Origin of the sequence: Paenibacillus antarcticus (genome assembly GCF_001637225.1) — a bacterium.
GTDB classification, from domain to species: Bacteria; Bacillota; Bacilli; order Paenibacillales; family Paenibacillaceae; genus Paenibacillus_AQ; species Paenibacillus_AQ antarcticus.
This window is the reverse complement of the sequence record NZ_LVJI01000018.1, coordinates 252253-269006: the sequence shown is the minus strand read 5'-3', so window position 1 is coordinate 269006 and position 16754 is coordinate 252253. Positions and strand designations below refer to the sequence as shown.

Below are 16754 nucleotides of genomic sequence, written 5' to 3'. Positions count from 1 at the left end.
GCTTAGAGGTGATTTGGGGAATATGTTTTTGAAACGGATTGAATTAGCAGGTTTCAAATCTTTTGCCGATAAAACGGAGATGGAATTCGTTAGAGGAATAACGGCTGTGGTCGGTCCTAACGGCAGCGGTAAGAGTAATATTTCCGACGGTATACGATGGGTGTTAGGAGAGCAGAGTGCTAAATCACTACGTGGCGGCAAGATGGAAGATATTATATTTGCCGGCAGTGACGCACGTAAAGCTGTTAATTTTGGTGAGGTCTCACTGACTTTGGATAATGAGGATCACGTACTTCCGCTGGACTTCAATGAAGTAACGGTAACACGCCGGGTACATCGCAATGGGGACAGTGAGTATTTGATTAATAAACAATCTTGTCGTCTGAAGGACATTACCGAATTGTTTATGGATACGGGGATTGGTAAAGAAGCGTACTCGATTATCGGACAAGGACGTATAGAAGAAATTCTAAGCACTCGTTCAGAGGATCGTAGGGGCATATTTGAAGAAGCCTCAGGGATCGTAAAATATAAATCTCGTAAAAAGGATGCCATGCGCAAACTAGATGATACGGAACAAAATTTGTTGCGTATTCACGATTTAGTGAGTGAATTGGAGGTCCAGATTGGTCCATTAAAGGATCAATCAGAGAAAGCCGTACACTTCAAACAGCTTCGTGAACAGTTGAAAAGTAAAGAGATTTCAATGTATGTTCATCAAATAGAACAAATTCATACACACTGGACTGAAGCTACACGTAAGCTTGCTGGTTTACAGGAGCAACAACTTGAACTATCTACTGTTGTATCTGCTCATGATGCGATGCTTGAAAGCGATCGATCTATACTTCGTAAGCTGGAACAAGATGTAGAGTTGTTACAAGATGAATTGCTTCAGTATAGCGAAGCTTATGAGAAGAGTGAAGGTTATGGTGAAGTACTCAGGGAACGGAAGCGAAATCTTGAGGGGCACAAAGAGCAGTTAGCTGCGACGTTAAATACAGGAGATGAGCGGGTCGAGGATCGAAAGACCGAATTGTCCCTTACAAAGAATAAGCTCGAGGCATTACAGGAAGAACTTAAGGAGTTACGTCATCATTTATCTGGAGAAGAAGCGAAGTTGGTTGGCGTCACGGGTGGCATTAGCCAGCAACAGGAAGAAACCCTGAAGAGCTCTCTTCTTGAACTTATGAATGAAATGGCGCAGGCTCGTAATGAAATCCGTTATGCAGATCAGCAGAAGGAAACACTGTCTCGTCGAATGAACCGTGCTGAAGAAGAGACAGGTAAATGGGAAAGTCAGAAAGAAGAGTTGTTACAGCGAAAGCATTCTTTGGATACTTCTATTGAGAATTTTGCTAATGAAATCAGAGAATTGCGTGGAGGATATATTACCGAGAGTGAACGGTATCAATCCGTGCAGAAACTGTTAGAAGAAAGTCAAGGTACCCTTCGTAAATGGGAACAAAAACGTGAAGCACTAACTTCCCGGCGTGATACGATGAAGGAAATGCAAGACGATTTCGATGGATTTATGTTGGGTGTTAAAGAAGTGCTCAAAGCTTCCCGTAAATCTGTGCTAAGTGGTGTACACGGAGCTGTAGCGGAACTTATTACCGTACCGGAGAAGTTAGAATTAGCTATGGAGACGGCCATGGGTGCATCGCTACAGCATATTGTTATGGATAATGAATCTGTGTCTCGTCAAGCCATTGCTTTTCTTAAACAACGTCAACTTGGACGAGCAACTTTCTTGCCTTTGGATGTTATGCGGGCAAGAAATATCTCGTCAAGTGATCGTTCTGTCATTGAAGGGGCTAGCGGATTTGTAGGTATAGGAGCGGAATTAGTGCAGTACAATGCAACCTATGCTCCTGTAATTGGAAGTCTACTGGGCAATGTTATTATTGCGGAATCGTTAGAAGACGCCAATAAAATAGCCTCCAAATGCCAATATAGATATCGCGTAGTCACACTTGAAGGTGATATCGTTAATGCGGGCGGTTCAATGACCGGTGGTAGTCAACATAAGAAAAATAACAGTTTACTTAGCCGCAAACGTCAACTGGATGTCTTGGATCAAGAGATTGTGGACACGGAGAAACAGTTGATAAAACTTCAAGAGAGTATTAAACAACTCAAGACACAACTCACACAGACTCAGACGAAGCTTGATGAACTTCGACAAGCAGGTGACGATAAACGGATTGAAGAGCAACAAGCTGCAGGAGATTTGAAGCAGCTTCAACACGAATTACGACATGTGTTGGAACAGGTTGAAATGACGGGTCAAGAGAAGAATGGATTTACAGAAGAGAACAAAGGACTTGAACTTAGTCGGGAACATGCTGTGAAGAAGTTGGCTGAATTAGAAGAACAAGAGAAATCTTCGCATATGGCACTTCAAGCAGCTGAATTTTCTCGTAAAGCGAGTGAATCAGCAAAAGACGAACTCCTCAATCAGTTAACACAGCTGAAAGTAAAAGAAGGTAAGTTGGATCAGGAATGTTTCTCTCTCGAAGAGCAACTCCGTCGATTGCAGACTGATTTCAATTCACAGGATCGGGATTTGCGTCAGACGAAGAACTTGTTAGCTTCCATTGAAGCCGATCTACTTACGAATGCTAACGAAGCGCTTGGGCAAATTGATAATTTGAACCAGTACAAGCTGAAGAAGGAAGAGTCTTCTCAACAACTTGATTTCAAGAGAGCAACACGTATGCAACTGTCTAAGAAGCTGGAACTACAGGAGAACGAAACCAAGGAGCAACGGACTCAGCTTCGTACCGTAGATGAACAACTTCGTCAGACCGAGATTGGTGTGAATCGACTGGACGTTGAACTGGACAATATCCTCAAGAAACTGAGTGAAGATTATGAGCTTAGTTACGAATTGGCCAAACAGCGGTATCCAATTCCTGAAGATGTGCTTGCGGTTCAGAACGAGGTTAGGGAACTGAAACGTAGCATATCAGCGCTGGGTGAAGTAAACCTTGGTGCGATTGAGGAATACCAACGAGTCAACGAGCGCTACCAATTCTTGAATGAACAGAAGGAAGATCTAATTGGTGCTAAGACGACACTTTATGAAGTTATCCGTGAAATGGATGACGAAATGTCAAAGCGATTCAAAACGACCTTTGATGCTATTCGTCGCGAGTTTGGGACTGTATTTATGAAGTTATTCGGGGGAGGTAGAGCAGATCTCGTTCTCATTGACCCTGATAATATGTTGGATACAGGAATTGATATCGTTGCTCAACCACCAGGCAAAAAGCTACAGAATCTACAACTTCTTTCTGGCGGGGAACGTGCTTTGACCGCCATGGCGCTCTTATTTGCTATTCTGCAAGTAAAGCCGGTACCATTCTGCGTGTTGGATGAAGTAGAAGCTGCGCTTGATGAAGCTAATGTCGTTCGGTTTGCTCAATATCTACGTGAATTCTCTGAACAGACGCAGTTCATTGTCGTTACTCACCGTAAAGGAACGATGGAAGAAGCGGATGTGCTTTATGGAGTTACCATGGAAGAGGGCGGCGTATCTAAGTTAGTTTCAGTTAAGTTGGAGAATGAAGAAGCGGAAATTGCTTAACATACAACATACTAGATAGTTTGTATTGAAGATAAAGAGATGGAGGAAGCATATGAGTTTCTTTAAAAAGCTGAAAGAAAGTATTTCGAGTAAAACAGAAGCTGTCACGAAGCAATTTCGTGATGGTCTAGAGAAAACACGTAAGGGACTTGTAGAGAAAGTCTCTGATCTTATGATTCGTCGTAAGAAAATAGATGAAGAGTTCTATGAAGAACTGGAAGAAATTCTGATCGGTGCAGACGTTGGAGTTAACACGGTTATGACCTTAATTGAGGAATTGCGAGTTGAAGTGAAGAAGCAGAAAATTGAGAATGCTTTGGAGTTACAGCCGATTTTGTCACAAAAATTGATGGGGTTACTACGTGGTGATGATGATAACTCCCTAAATATGAATGAGGATGGTATAACCGTTATTCTATTTGTAGGTGTAAACGGCGTAGGGAAAACAACTACGATTGGTAAAATGGCACACCGATTTAAACAAGAAGGTAAAAAGGTGCTATTAGCAGCTGGAGATACATTCCGCGCGGGAGCAATCGAGCAACTTGAAGTGTGGGGACAACGCGCTGGAGTAGAAGTGATTAAACAGCAGGCAGGTTCAGATCCGGCAGCTGTCATGTTTGATGCTGTTCAAGCAGCGAAACAACGTCAAGTGGATGTTCTTATCTGTGATACAGCGGGACGCTTACAGAATAAATCCAATTTGATGGAAGAGCTGAACAAGATATTCCGTGTTATTCAACGTGAAATTCCAGGTGCACCGCATGAAGTGTTGATGGTATTGGATGCTACAACAGGACAGAATGCCTTAAGTCAAGCTAAGCTCTTTGGAGAAAAGAGTGGCGTGACAGGTCTTGTTCTTACGAAGTTAGATGGAACAGCCAAAGGTGGAATTGTTGTGGCTATTCGTCAGGAAATGAACATTCCGGTGAAATTAGTAGGTCTGGGTGAGAAATTGGATGACTTACAGCCTTTTGATTCAGAGCAATTCGTTCATGCATTATTCGCAGGGTTGATTCAAGAAGAAGAGGATGCAGAAGAAACCTCCATTTCAGAGGAGTAGTCTTATTTCATGGTTAGGCATCTGCAGAGGCTCAGTTCTGCAGATGCCTTTTTTAAATATACAAAGTTTGATACGTTACTTCTTAATTTAAGAGGTGTATAATGTGGAACAAGAAGTTTTAAATTGAAAGGACTTTTAAATATGGCGAATACGCACATCTACACCCGTCGTGAGGAAGTGGCAAATGCGATTACTCATGGTATTGGAGCAGTTCTTAGTGTGGCGGCCCTTGTATTACTCATCGTGTTTGCTACTATCAAAGGAACTCCGTGGCATATTGTAAGCTTTACAATCTATGGAACGACGATGCTTATTTTATATCTAAATTCCACATTGGTTCATAGTTTCAAGGAAGGCAAAACAAAGGATCTATTCGAATTCTTTGACCATTCATCTATTTATCTTTATATAGCGGGTTCCTATACTCCCTTTTTACTGGTTGCTATTCGTGGACCTCTTGGCTGGTCTTTATTCGGTGTTGTTTGGGGTTTTGCTATTTTAGGTTGTGTCTTTAAAGCTTATTTTGTGAAAAGATTTCTATTTATGTCCACGATCTTCTATATTATAATGGGCTGGATGATTGTGATTGCTTGGGTTCCATTAACGGCGGTTGTACCAGACGGAGGCATGCTGCTTCTTGCACTTGGTGGAATCATGTACACACTTGGAACAGTATTCTACGTCTGGAGAGGGTTTCCTTACCATCACGCCATATGGCATTTGTTCGTATTGGCAGGTAGTGTACTCCATTTCTTCTCCGTTTTTCTTTATTTGCTACCTAATTAATGAATGTAGAATCACGAATTAAAGCTAGGAAAATTACCCAAGGGAGATGACAAGGATATTTGCTTGACATCTCTCTTTATTTTATGTAATATTAGTTTTGTTGAGTGTAAAGTGTTTTTCCTTGACGAAGGGAGTGCCCTTAATGAGTCAGGATGATAGGTTAGAGAAAACAAATCGAATTAATCGGTTGTTTGATTTCTATGAACACCTGCTAACTGAGAAGCAGCAGACATTCCTTAAATATTATTTTCATGATGATTTTTCCCTTGGGGAAATTGCCGCAGAATTCGAAATCAGTCGGCAAGCTGTCTATGAACACATTAAACGTGCGGAACAAGTACTTGCTATGTATGAAGAGAAATTGAGTCTTTTACAAAAGTATGAACGACGTAACCACGAAATAGAGCAATTAAGACATGAACTTACGACAGTAGATGTTTCAACAGAAGATAAGGAAAAGCTGATCTCAATATTAGATCGTTTGCAGGTATATGAATAGTAGCAGGGGGGTGGCAACGAATGGCATTTGAAGGATTAACAGGCAGGTTGCAGAACGTATTTAGTAAACTTCGTGGTAAAGGTAAAGTATCTGAGGACGATGTAAACGAAGCGATGCGTGAAGTGCGTCTTGCCCTATTGGAAGCGGACGTTAATTTCAAAGTAGTCAAGGAATTCGTTGCCAAAGTTAAAGAGAAGTCTATTGGGAAAGAAGTAATGGACAGCTTCACTCCAGGCATGATTATTATTGACATCGTCAATAAGGAATTGACTGAGCTTATGGGTGGAAGTCAGGCTAAGCTTGCCAAGGCCAATAAAGGTCCTACTGTTATTATGATGGTCGGTCTTCAAGGTGCCGGTAAGACAACAACGTCTGCCAAATTAGCTAAACTGCTTCAGAAGCAGAATAGTCGTCCGTTACTTGTCGCTGCGGATATTTATCGTCCTGCTGCGATTAAGCAGTTGGAAGTGTTGGGAGAACAGATTAAAGTTCCTGTGTTCTCACTTGGGGACAAGGTTAGTCCGGTTGAAATTGCTAAGCAAGGTTTGCAGCATGCTAAGGATAACGGAAATGATTACCTGATTGTAGATACCGCTGGTCGTCTTCATATTGATGAAGAGCTGATGGAGGAATTACGTCAGATTCATACGGAAGTTAATCCGGATGAAGTATTGCTTGTAGTTGATGCTATGACAGGGCAAGATGCAGTCAATGTTGCTGACAACTTCAATACACAGCTTACACTCACTGGTGTTGTACTCACCAAGTTAGATGGTGACACACGAGGTGGTGCCGCACTTTCAGTCAAAGCAGTAACGGGTTGCCCGATTAAATTTGCTGCGCTTGGTGAGAAGATCGATGCTTTGGAGCCTTTCCATCCAGAACGGATGGCTTCAAGAATTCTAGGGATGGGCGATATGCTCTCTCTGATCGAGAAGGCACAGTCCAATATCGATGTCGAGAAAGCGAAAGAAATGGAACGTAAGATGCGTAATGCAGAGTTTACGTTCGACGATTTCCTGGAGCAAATGGATCAAGTGAAGAAGCTTGGACCGCTTGATCAGATTATGGACATGATTCCTGGTATGGGAAAGATGAAACAAGCGAAAGATCTTAAAGTGGACGATAAGCAAATGGGTCGTATTGAAGCCATTGTCTACTCCATGACGAAGCAAGAAAAGCAACATCCTGAGATGATTGACCACAAACGACGCAAGCGGATTGCAACAGGCAGTGGAACAAATATTGCCGAAGTGAACCGTCTCATCAAACAGTTTGACGAAATGCGTCGGATGATGAAACAATTCTCAGATATGATGGGACCTAAAGGTCCTAAAGGAAAAGCAATGAAACAGCTTAAAGGATTAGCAGGAAAAGGCGGCATGAAGTTTCCTTTCCGTTAAAATACTAATACTACTATTATTTATTGAAGGAGGTGAATTTTGTGGCAGTACGTATTCGTCTTAAACGCATTGGTGCCCATAAAGCGCCGTTCTACCGTATCGTGGTTTCGGATTCCCGTTCCCCGCGTGATGGTCGTTTTATCGAAGAAATTGGTTACTACAATCCGATTGAATCACCGGCAGTAGTTAAAATTGATGAAGATAAAGCTTTGGCATGGCTTCAAACAGGTGCACAAGCATCCGATACAGTTCGTAACTTGCTTAGTAAAGCAGGCGTTATGAAGAAATTCCATGAACTTAAGTTACAGAAATAATGACTGATGGTGAGGGGTATCTATGGAAGAATTAGTTAGTGTTATTGCTAAGGCTTTGGTGGATCATCCTGAAGATGTGACCGTGAAGACGGTGGAGAAGGATCATCTTGTTGTCTATGAACTGTCCATTCATCCTGATGATGTGGGCAAGGTTATTGGTAAACAGGGTAGGATCGCCAAAGCATTACGCACGGTTGTCACATCTGCAGCAGTCAAAATGGACAAACGAGTAACCGTGGATATTATATCTTAAAGATTTACGAAAGTGGGTTAGGATGAATTTCCTAGCCCTTTTTCGTACATGCTGAAGACATAATACTTGCATGGACAAAAGTATTTTGCGCGAATAAGCGCTTTTTTAGGAGGAGAATATGTCGGAACAATTATTAACAGTTGGTAAATTGGTGAATACACACGGCATTAAGGGTGAAATTAAAGTGTTAGCGATTACGGATTTTCCAGAAGAACGTTTTGCTAAAGGAAAGCGTTTATACTTGATTCCTGGAGACGGAACGCCGTCATTTTGGATTACTGTAGAGTCTGCACGTTTCCATAAGAATACCTATATTGTAAAATTAGAAGGCTTCACGAATATTAATCAGGTCGAGAAGTATAAAGGTAGTACGCTCAAAGTATCTCAGGATGATCTTGTTGAACTACCCGACAACGAGTATTATTATCACGATATTATTGGATGTAATGTATTTACGGATGATAATGAAGATAAGCCACTTGGTGTTATTACTGAAATTATGTCCACGGGTGCAAATGACATATGGGTGGTTAAACCTGTCTCAGGTTCGGACATTCTAATTCCGGTGATTGATGATGTCGTATTAGATGTAGATGTTAGTAACAAGAAGGTTAAGATTTACCTCATGGAAGGATTGTTATAAATGAAGGTAGATGTGCTTACCTTGTTTCCTGAGATGTTCACAGGGGTGTTCGAGAGTAGTATTTTAGGCAAGGCGAATGATAAGGGAATTGTGTCTTTGAATGCGATTAATTTCAGAGACTTTTCTTTAAGTAAACATCACACTGTCGATGATACGCCTTATGGTGGTGGCGGTGGTATGGTGTTGAAGCCGGAGCCTATTTTTGCTGCTGTAGAACATGTCAAGACATCTAGCATCAATCCTCCACGTGTGATACTGATGTGTCCACAGGGAGAAACATTCACACAGAAAAAAGCCGAAGAATTATCCAAAGAAGAACATCTCATCTTTATATGTGGACACTATGAAGGTTATGATGAACGAATTCGTGAGCATCTAGTCACAGACGAATTGTCCGTCGGGGACTATGTTCTTACGGGTGGTGAGATACCTGCAATGACTGTTATTGATTCTGTCGTAAGGTTATTGCCGGGTGTATTAGGTAATCAGATGTCAGCGGTGACAGATTCATTTAGTACGGGGCTACTTGAGTATCCGCATTATACACGACCTGCTGAATTCCGAGGTTGGAAAGTACCAGATATACTGCTTAGCGGTCATCATGCTAATATCGATGTGTGGCGTAGACAACAAGCACTGAAGCGTACGTTTACTCGTCGTCCAGACCTATTGGATAAGCTTGAACTTACGGTTCAAGATAAGAAGTATCTACGAGAACTTCGTAACCAGGAGCAATAGAAGATGAGAATGGAAGGGGAGGAACAAGATGGATTTTAAAGTCTATTTTGAAAATCTAAGAGAACAACATTTGAATGAGTTAAAAGAATGGTTATCCATTCCGAGTATCTCAGCACTATCTGAACACAAGTCAGATGTATTACGTGCAGCTGATTGGTTAGCGGATTCATTATCTAAGGCAGGTTTAGAGAACGTAACCGTTCATCAAACGAAAGGACATCCTATTGTGTGTGCGGATCATTTGCACGCCCCAGGTAAGCCTACTGTGCTCGTATATGGACATTATGATGTACAGCCAGTTGACCCCCTTCATCTGTGGGAGACGCCTCCATTTGAACCGACTATTCGTGAAGATAAGATCTATGCTCGTGGAGCAACGGATGATAAAGGTCAAGTATTTCTACATATTAAAGCCGTTGAAGCGCTTCTGAAGCAAGAGAAGGAGCTTCCTGTAAATATTAAATTCTGTATCGAAGGTGAAGAGGAAGTAACGAGCCCGAACCTACCTACATTCTTAGAAGAACATCGTGAGGCATTGTCAGCCGATGTAGTCTTAATCTCTGATACGTCTTTGCTTGAAAAAGGTAAGCCAGCGATATGTGTTGGACTACGTGGACTTTGCTCGCTAGATGTTCAAATCACGACAGCGAATACAGATCTTCATTCGGGTACTTTTGGTGGAGGCGTTCCTAACGCACTCCATGCGATTGTTTCTCTACTATCTACACTACACGATGATAAAGGTCAAGTGAGTGTTGAAGGGTTCTATGCGGATGTACCTGAACTTTCTCCTGAAATGAGAGCGGAATTCGTGAAACAAGCGATCGATGAGAAGAAATTACAGCAGGATTTGGGTCTGGATACGCTTTACGGAGAGGAAGGATACTCCTTCGTTGAAAGAACCGGAGCTCGTCCAACACTTGAATTAAACGGGGTATATGGTGGATTCCAAGGTGAAGGATCAAAGACTGTAATTCCAAGAGAAGCACATGCTAAGATTACCTGTCGTCTTGTAGGGCATCAGGATCCACAAGATATATTGAATAAAATTGAACGTCATATTCATGCGAATGTCCCTGTTGGAGCTAAAGTATCGGTTGTTCAACGTGAAAAGGGAAATCCGTTTACGATGGATACATCTTCACCTATGCTTCAGAAGGCAGCGGATGCATTTAATCAAGTATATGGTGTTCGTCCGGTGTTTACTAAAGACGGGGGCTCTATCCCAATTGTCGAAACATTTGGTCGCTTATTACATGTGCCAGTCGTATTGATGGGCTTTGGGTTACCCGATGAGAACCTACATGCACCGAATGAACACTTCAATTTAGATAACTTTGATAAAGGACTTCTCACGATTGTGGAGTTCCTGAAACAAGTTTAAGAGCAAATACAGAATTGTAAAAGCCACCGGGATCTGATGTGTTTTTAACATCGATCTTTGGTGGCTTTCTTATGTAGTATTTATTTTAGTCTATCCACCATTTGTTAAAGAAGCTCGTGTGAGTTTATAAGAATTTAATAAGAACCTATGTTAAATTTTACTATATTGCTAGAATGCAAAATTTCTTGCAAGCAGATAGAGACCTATGTTATAATTACTCCTGTTGTGTATGAATACGGTGGTCCTCTGTCGATAATGAAGGAGAATATCATTTCTTTGGAAGAGGCAAGAACGCCTGTATGGAAGGAGGGAATTCTAAAATGAATATCCTACAAGCGATTACTCAAGATCAACTTCGCACAGATTTGCCAAACTTTCGCCCTGGAGATACTTTGAAAGTAAATGTAAAAGTTATCGAGGGAACACGTGAGCGCGTCCAATTGTTCGAAGGTGTTGTAATTCAGCGTCGTGGCGGCGGAATCGGTGAGACTTTTACAGTACGTAAAATCTCTTACGGTGTTGGTGTGGAAAGAACTTTTCCGCTTAACTCGCCTAAACTCGAGAGTATTGAAGTGACTCGTCGCGGTAAAGTGCGTCGTGCTAAACTCTTCTATCTTCGTGATCTACGCGGTAAAGCAGCAAGAATTAAAGAAATTCGCCGTTAAAAAGCGGACAACGTTAAGGGGCTTGATTTCAAGTCCCTTTCGTTTTAGGATAAATAGGGCATATGGATGAATGATGCCTATATTTAGTAGGTGATTAAGCTCCGTTAAGGAGCTTTTCTTTTCTTAAATACCAAAAAAAAGGGTTTATATTCTTTATCCATTTGCATTTCATTAGGTTCAGAGAGGGCGATGAATGATGCAGCAGGACTTAGGAGTTCAGCCAGATGTAGCTGAATTAAAAGAGCATGATGATAAACCAGCGAAAAAAGGAAATAATGAAATTGTGGAATGGATTAAGGCCATTGTGATCGCTGTGATCCTAGTTGTGCTTATTCGTTGGCTTCTTTTTAAACCATTTATTGTAGATGGACCTTCTATGAAGCCTAACTTTCATACGGGAGAACGTCTAATAGTGAACGAAATTTTGTATGATATTCGCAAGCCTGAGAAGGGCGAAGTCATTGTCTTCCATGTTCCTTCCGAAGGTAGGGATTTCATTAAGCGAGTGATTGGCGTCGCTGGAGACACAGTTAAGGTGGAAGGGGATACCGTTTACGTAAACGGGGAACCTATAAAAGAGCCCTACATACAAGATGAAATTGACAACAGACACAAAGAAAACATGACTTATAACAATAAAGATTTCCCTAACGAAAGTTTCCCAGATGGTAAAGTGCCTGAAGGACATATTTTTGTGATGGGAGATAACCGTTCAGATAGTACGGATAGTCGAATGATTGGCTATGTTCCACTTGGTGATATTGTAGGCCGCGCGGATGTGATTTTCTGGCCAGTGAAAGATATGGAATGGATCAACCATTAAACCCCATGAAGGTTATGGATTAGTGTGGTAAAGAAGAAGAGGTGATGACGGTGACGATTCAGTGGTTCCCTGGTCATATGACTAGAGCTCGCCGCCAAATTCAAGATCAATTAAAGCTGATTGATGCAGTCATTGAGTTGGTTGACGCTCGTCTTCCACTTTCAAGCCGCAATCCGATGATTGATGAGATTCTCGGGGACAAACCTCGGCTTATCATTTTGAATAAAGCGGATTTAGCGGATGCGGAAGTGACGAGAGAATGGTTAGCTTATTTTAAAAGAGAAGGACATATAGCTTTCCCTGTGGATGCATCTACTGGGACGGGTATGAAGGAAATTCCAACGCAGCTTAAATTGCTGATGAAAGCTAAGATTGACAAGCAAATTTCTAAAGGTATGAATCCAAGAGCTATTCGCGCATTGATTGTGGGTATTCCAAACGTAGGTAAATCCACATTGATCAATAAGCTTGCTGGACGGGCTGTTGCCCTAACGGGTGACCGTCCTGGTGTGACCAAAGGTCAACAATGGATTAAAGTAAGCAAAGAAATGGAATTGCTGGATACACCAGGGATTCTGTGGCCTAAGTTCGAAGATATGAATGTAGGTTATCGGCTAGCGGTAACTGGAGCGATTAAGGCAGAAACTCTCAATACAGAGGATGTAGCCTTTTTCGGGATCAAATATCTTGCGAAATACTATTGGCCTCCATTCAAAGAACGTTTTGATCTTCAATGTGATCAACCAACAGATTTCGAGAATCCTGATGAAATTATCGCGATTATGGAAGAGGTTGGTCGTAGACGTGGTTGTATCATTAGTGGCGGAAGAGTTGACTTGGAGAAAGCTTGTGGGACGTTACTGCGGGAGCTCCGGGCTGGTAAATTAGGCCGTTTCTCAATGGAAGCACCTTATTAATAAATAAGAGGTTTGAAGCCACCGATTCTTCGGTGGTTTTTTTATTATTGAAATATAGGATAAGAGAATATGTTAAGATGATCTGAAATAAATGTACAGATTGATGCAAGATATGTACGGAAGGATTGTGTGAAGAGAATGAGTGATATAGAAGTGGTAGATTTGCTGAAACATGAAGCATATTATTGGGAGCAATCCTATCAACATATTGCAGGTATAGATGAAGTGGGACGGGGATGTCTATTTGGTGATGTGATAGCAGCTGCTGTAATCCTTCCGCAAGGTCTCCTTATAGAAGGTGTTAATGATTCTAAGAAATTAAGCGCGAAGAAACGTGATGCGTTATATGATGTCATCATGGAGCAGGCGATATCAGTGAGTGTGGGATATGCGGATGCGGCTACTATAGATCGGATTAATATCAAGCAGGCATCAAGACTTGCTATGAAAAGAGCGCTAGACGACTTATCGGTTGCACCTAACTTTCTACTTGTAGATGCAGAAAAGGTAGATTCTGATGTACCTCAGCTATCTATTATTAAAGGGGATGCTAACAGCCAATCCATCGCAGCAGCTTCTATTATTGCAAAGGTTACACGTGATCGATTGTGTGAAGGTGCATGGGAAGCGATGTATCCTGAATACGGCATATCCTTACACAAAGGGTATGCAACGAAGTTACATAGAGCGCAAATAACGGATTTGGGAGCAACACCGATGCATCGTCGTAGCTTCCTCAAAAATCTTGAAGCTGAGCAGCAGACATTGTTCTAAAAAAAGAAGTGCTTAAGCGAATGGAGTCTAGCGCCGATAAAAAGAGAAAGAGCGATTTGAAAACGGAGGAAGAACTGTGAACATCGGATCATTAATCCGTGGTTTGCTGGGTGACAGCAAAGCTGGGGATGTTAAGCAATTAGATGTCAAGACGGGTCAGGTGGTACGTGGCGTAGTTCTTAGTGTCTCTGACGATGGTCAAGAAGCTGAAATCCAGATTCAGGGCGTCAAAGTGCATGCTAAATTAGAGACACCTCTACAACAGGGACAAGCTACTATGATGCAAGTGCAACCTCCAGATGATAGTGGCATGATGGTACTAAAACCTCTAAGTGAATCTCCATATACGTCGTTAACTGCCAAATCTATGGGCGAGGTGTTAAGCGCAGTAGGTTTGACAGATACGAAAGTGAACCGTGAAATGATTCAAACACTACAGGCCAGTGGTGTGCCGTTAACGAAGGAGAATGCTACGATATTTAAAGCGATTCTGATGGAGAAGCCTGCGGGTGTTCCGCCCGAGCAATGGCTTCAGTCTGCTGCAATCGCATTTCAGCGTGGGTTACCTATGACCGGTGAGAGTGTAAGAGGTTTACAACAAGCTGTCTTCGGGCCTCCATTACATCAATTGTTATCCGGACTTAGCGAGCAGCTTACCTTGTTAGCTAAGCAAGAAGGAGAATTATTACCATCAAAAGGAATGGTAGATTCGCAAGTAGGTGCAGGAACAACGCAAGTGTCAGGAGCAACCGGCACGCAAGACACGGTTGGTAAAACAGGGAATTTGGTAGGAGCGCAAGTTCAACAAGGATCTCAAGGTACGCAGGCATTGACAGGGATGGTGTCAAATGAAACGGTTGGGAAGGGTGCTATACCGCTGGGGATTGCATCTGGAACTGCAGCTTCAAGCGGCGGACCTTCACCCCTTCAGCCGCTTCTAGCGAAGCTGCAAGGCGTGCTTCAGCAGCTGCATAGTACGCAGCTGCCTAATCAGCCGTCGCAGAGCGCGATGGCCGTAGTTCTACCCGCCACGGCTTCGCCAAGTGGCAGCGGCAATACCACTGGCGTAGCTGTGCCAGTGGCTTCTTTAGCCGGCGTCGTAACACCGCCGGCAAGTGCAACGGCTGCTGCACCCGGAGGGACAGCAGCCATGGTGCCGCCGGCTACGCAGACGGCGGTACCTCTGGGCGAAGCACCCGCAGGTGCTTCGCAACAGCTTGCGCCTTCCCAAGGTGAAGAACCTTGGGTAGGGCGCATGTTGAAGTTGCTCGGTGCGGAGCACGAGCAACAGGCCGTGCGCGGCGGTGCAACGCCGCAAGCGCAACAAGCACCGCAGGGTACAGCCGCGGCAGGGAACGTGCCGCTAGGTAACACGGCTGCAGCTGTGCCAGTGCCGCAACCGCAGGCGGCTTCGGCCGTAGGTAATGCTGCGCCTCTATCAAGCATTGACGAGCCAACAAATCAGCCTCAGGGTACGAAACCAACTGCTAATGCGCCTTTGACTACTCAGGAGCAAGCTGCTCAGTCCACGCAAGGAGCATCTTTTGCACATGTTGTCAAAGGTACATCGGATACAATACTTCAGGTAGCTACCACCTTACCTATAGTGGGTGGGAATGGCAATAGTACAGATATGCCTGCGCATGATTCTCTAAAAGGAATTCTTCTTGAAATGTTAGATAGGACGGATCTGCCTCCCGCGCTTAGGGAAGCTGCACAGCAACTTGTCCAACAGATGACAGGACAACAACTTTTACTAAATACAGATCGTACTGCGCCATTTGCTCAAGTCACGATGTTTATTCCCTTAAATGGTCAGGTTGGTCAAGAGACTGCATCTGTTCACATTCAGGCTCGTCGGGGGAAAAAAGGGGAACTCGATGCATCTAACTGCCGTCTATGGTTCGATCTAGATATGAAACATCTAGGATCAACACTTGTAGATGTACAAGTCGTCGACAAAATCGTCAGTCTGAAAATTCATAATGATCATGAATGGATGACATCCCTCATTGAAGATCGTCGTGACGAAATCTCACTAGCGATTCATTCAATTGGGTATCAGCTGTTAAGTCTCAAGGCGGAACCACTACCCATACCTAATGTCGCTGAAGTGGATGGCAAACAGGGCAGTGTAACCTCAGAATATACTCCTCCTACCTATAAAGGAGTGGATATGCGGATATGAGTGATAAGACGAAAGATGAAGCAGCTCTTTCTATGAAAAAGGCTGTCGCCTTGAAATATACGCCAGGGGAGACCGAAGCGCCAATCGTAGTAGCTAAAGGAAGTGGTAGACTGGCAGAGACCATTCTTGCGAAAGCGAAAGAAAATGGTATTCCTGTCCAAGAAGACGCAGCTTTAGTGGAGGTACTATCTCAATTGGATCTAGATCAACAGATTCCTGCTGAACTTTATCAGCTTGTGGCTGAAGTGCTTTCATATATCTATCGTACAGATGGGCTAGCCAAAGAAAGAAGGCCTAGCTGATGGAAGAACCGCGTAAGAAGGACACCTGTAAGAAGGACACCCGTAAGCAAAAAGGTGCATTGGCAGAAGAACAAGCTACCGTTTACTTAGTAGATCAAGGATATGAAATTATAGATCGCAATTGGCGCTGCCGCAGTGGAGAATTAGATATTGTAGCTCGCAAAGAGGATTATTTAGTCTTTGTTGAGGTGCGTAGCCGTAGTGGTAGCACGAGGTATGGCACACCGGCAGAGTCCGTAAATACTCATAAAATGATTCAAGTACGCAAAACGGCTGAGGTCTATCTATTGTATAAACAGATCGATTTAGAAACAACGAGGTTACGTTTTGATGTTATTGCTGTACTTCTGAATACTGACATGCCTGTATCAAGTTTGGATCACATCGTGGAAGCATTTTAGCCGTCATAT

At 42.9% G+C, this 16754-nt stretch carries 17 protein-coding genes; all 17 read left to right on the top strand.

Annotated elements, in window-relative coordinates; all coding sequences use genetic code 11:
- The first annotated feature begins 22 nt into the window (after nucleotides 1-22).
- The 17 genes from smc to PBAT_RS14415 all read left to right on the top strand — a co-directional run bounded on the left by smc (nucleotide 23) and on the right by PBAT_RS14415 (nucleotide 16745).
- Nucleotides 23-3592 carry a chromosome segregation protein SMC gene (gene smc, locus PBAT_RS14495; protein ID WP_068650664.1) on the top strand — a complete coding sequence of 1190 codons (3570 nt, stop codon included), beginning with the start codon at nucleotides 23-25 and terminating at the stop codon, nucleotides 3590-3592.
- 52 nt (nucleotides 3593-3644) lie between these two features.
- On the top strand, nucleotides 3645-4655 hold the full coding sequence (ftsY, locus tag PBAT_RS14490; protein WP_068650663.1) for a signal recognition particle-docking protein FtsY: 1011 nt from the start codon (nucleotides 3645-3647) through the stop codon (nucleotides 4653-4655).
- A 141-nt stretch (nucleotides 4656-4796) separates the two neighbouring features.
- Entirely contained in the window at nucleotides 4797-5441 is a 645-nt protein-coding gene (gene trhA / locus PBAT_RS14485) for a PAQR family membrane homeostasis protein TrhA (protein ID WP_068650728.1), read from the top strand.
- Nucleotides 5442-5583: 142 nt separating this feature from the next.
- Nucleotides 5584-5940, top strand: coding sequence for a putative DNA-binding protein (locus PBAT_RS14480; protein ID WP_068650662.1), 357 nt, complete (start codon nucleotides 5584-5586; stop codon nucleotides 5938-5940).
- A 20-nt stretch (nucleotides 5941-5960) separates the two neighbouring features.
- Nucleotides 5961-7343 carry a signal recognition particle protein gene (gene ffh, locus PBAT_RS14475; protein ID WP_068650661.1) on the top strand — a complete coding sequence of 461 codons (1383 nt, stop codon included), beginning with the start codon at nucleotides 5961-5963 and terminating at the stop codon, nucleotides 7341-7343.
- Between the two features lie 41 nt (nucleotides 7344-7384).
- On the top strand, nucleotides 7385-7657 hold the full coding sequence (gene rpsP, locus PBAT_RS14470) for a 30S ribosomal protein S16 (RefSeq protein ID WP_068580449.1): 273 nt from the start codon (nucleotides 7385-7387) through the stop codon (nucleotides 7655-7657).
- Nucleotides 7658-7679: 22 nt separating this feature from the next.
- Nucleotides 7680-7910, top strand: a complete 231-nt coding sequence (locus PBAT_RS14465) for a KH domain-containing protein (RefSeq protein WP_068531806.1) — start codon at nucleotides 7680-7682, stop codon at nucleotides 7908-7910.
- 118 nt (nucleotides 7911-8028) lie between these two features.
- The gene (gene rimM / locus PBAT_RS14460) at nucleotides 8029-8553 is read left to right on the top strand and encodes a ribosome maturation factor RimM (RefSeq protein ID WP_068650660.1); all 525 of its coding nucleotides are present in this window, start codon (nucleotides 8029-8031) and stop codon (nucleotides 8551-8553) included.
- The gene (trmD, locus tag PBAT_RS14455) at nucleotides 8554-9291 is read left to right on the top strand and encodes a tRNA (guanosine(37)-N1)-methyltransferase TrmD (RefSeq protein ID WP_068650659.1); all 738 of its coding nucleotides are present in this window, start codon (nucleotides 8554-8556) and stop codon (nucleotides 9289-9291) included.
- Nucleotides 9292-9319: 28 nt separating this feature from the next.
- The gene (locus PBAT_RS14450) at nucleotides 9320-10675 is read left to right on the top strand and encodes a dipeptidase (protein WP_068650658.1); all 1356 of its coding nucleotides are present in this window, start codon (nucleotides 9320-9322) and stop codon (nucleotides 10673-10675) included.
- Between the two features lie 320 nt (nucleotides 10676-10995).
- Nucleotides 10996-11340, top strand: coding sequence for a 50S ribosomal protein L19 (rplS, locus tag PBAT_RS14445; protein ID WP_068580439.1), 345 nt, complete (start codon nucleotides 10996-10998; stop codon nucleotides 11338-11340).
- Between the two features lie 196 nt (nucleotides 11341-11536).
- The gene (gene lepB, locus PBAT_RS14440) at nucleotides 11537-12163 is read left to right on the top strand and encodes a signal peptidase I (RefSeq protein ID WP_068650727.1); all 627 of its coding nucleotides are present in this window, start codon (nucleotides 11537-11539) and stop codon (nucleotides 12161-12163) included.
- A 50-nt stretch (nucleotides 12164-12213) separates the two neighbouring features.
- Nucleotides 12214-13080, top strand: coding sequence for a ribosome biogenesis GTPase YlqF (gene ylqF / locus PBAT_RS14435; protein ID WP_068650657.1), 867 nt, complete (start codon nucleotides 12214-12216; stop codon nucleotides 13078-13080).
- Nucleotides 13081-13209: 129 nt separating this feature from the next.
- Nucleotides 13210-13854, top strand: a complete 645-nt coding sequence (locus tag PBAT_RS14430) for a ribonuclease HII (protein ID WP_338045635.1) — start codon at nucleotides 13210-13212, stop codon at nucleotides 13852-13854.
- A gap of 76 nt (nucleotides 13855-13930) precedes the next feature.
- On the top strand, nucleotides 13931-16042 hold the full coding sequence (locus tag PBAT_RS14425) for a hypothetical protein (RefSeq protein ID WP_068650655.1): 2112 nt from the start codon (nucleotides 13931-13933) through the stop codon (nucleotides 16040-16042).
- Nucleotides 16039-16344, top strand: a complete 306-nt coding sequence (locus tag PBAT_RS14420) for an EscU/YscU/HrcU family type III secretion system export apparatus switch protein (protein WP_068650654.1) — start codon at nucleotides 16039-16041, stop codon at nucleotides 16342-16344. Before PBAT_RS14425 ends, PBAT_RS14420 begins: the two co-directional genes overlap by 4 nt.
- On the top strand, nucleotides 16344-16745 hold the full coding sequence (locus tag PBAT_RS14415; RefSeq protein WP_068650653.1) for a YraN family protein: 402 nt from the start codon (nucleotides 16344-16346) through the stop codon (nucleotides 16743-16745). The genes PBAT_RS14420 and PBAT_RS14415 overlap by 1 nt, the downstream gene beginning before the upstream one ends.
- Nucleotides 16746-16754 lie beyond the last annotated feature (9 nt).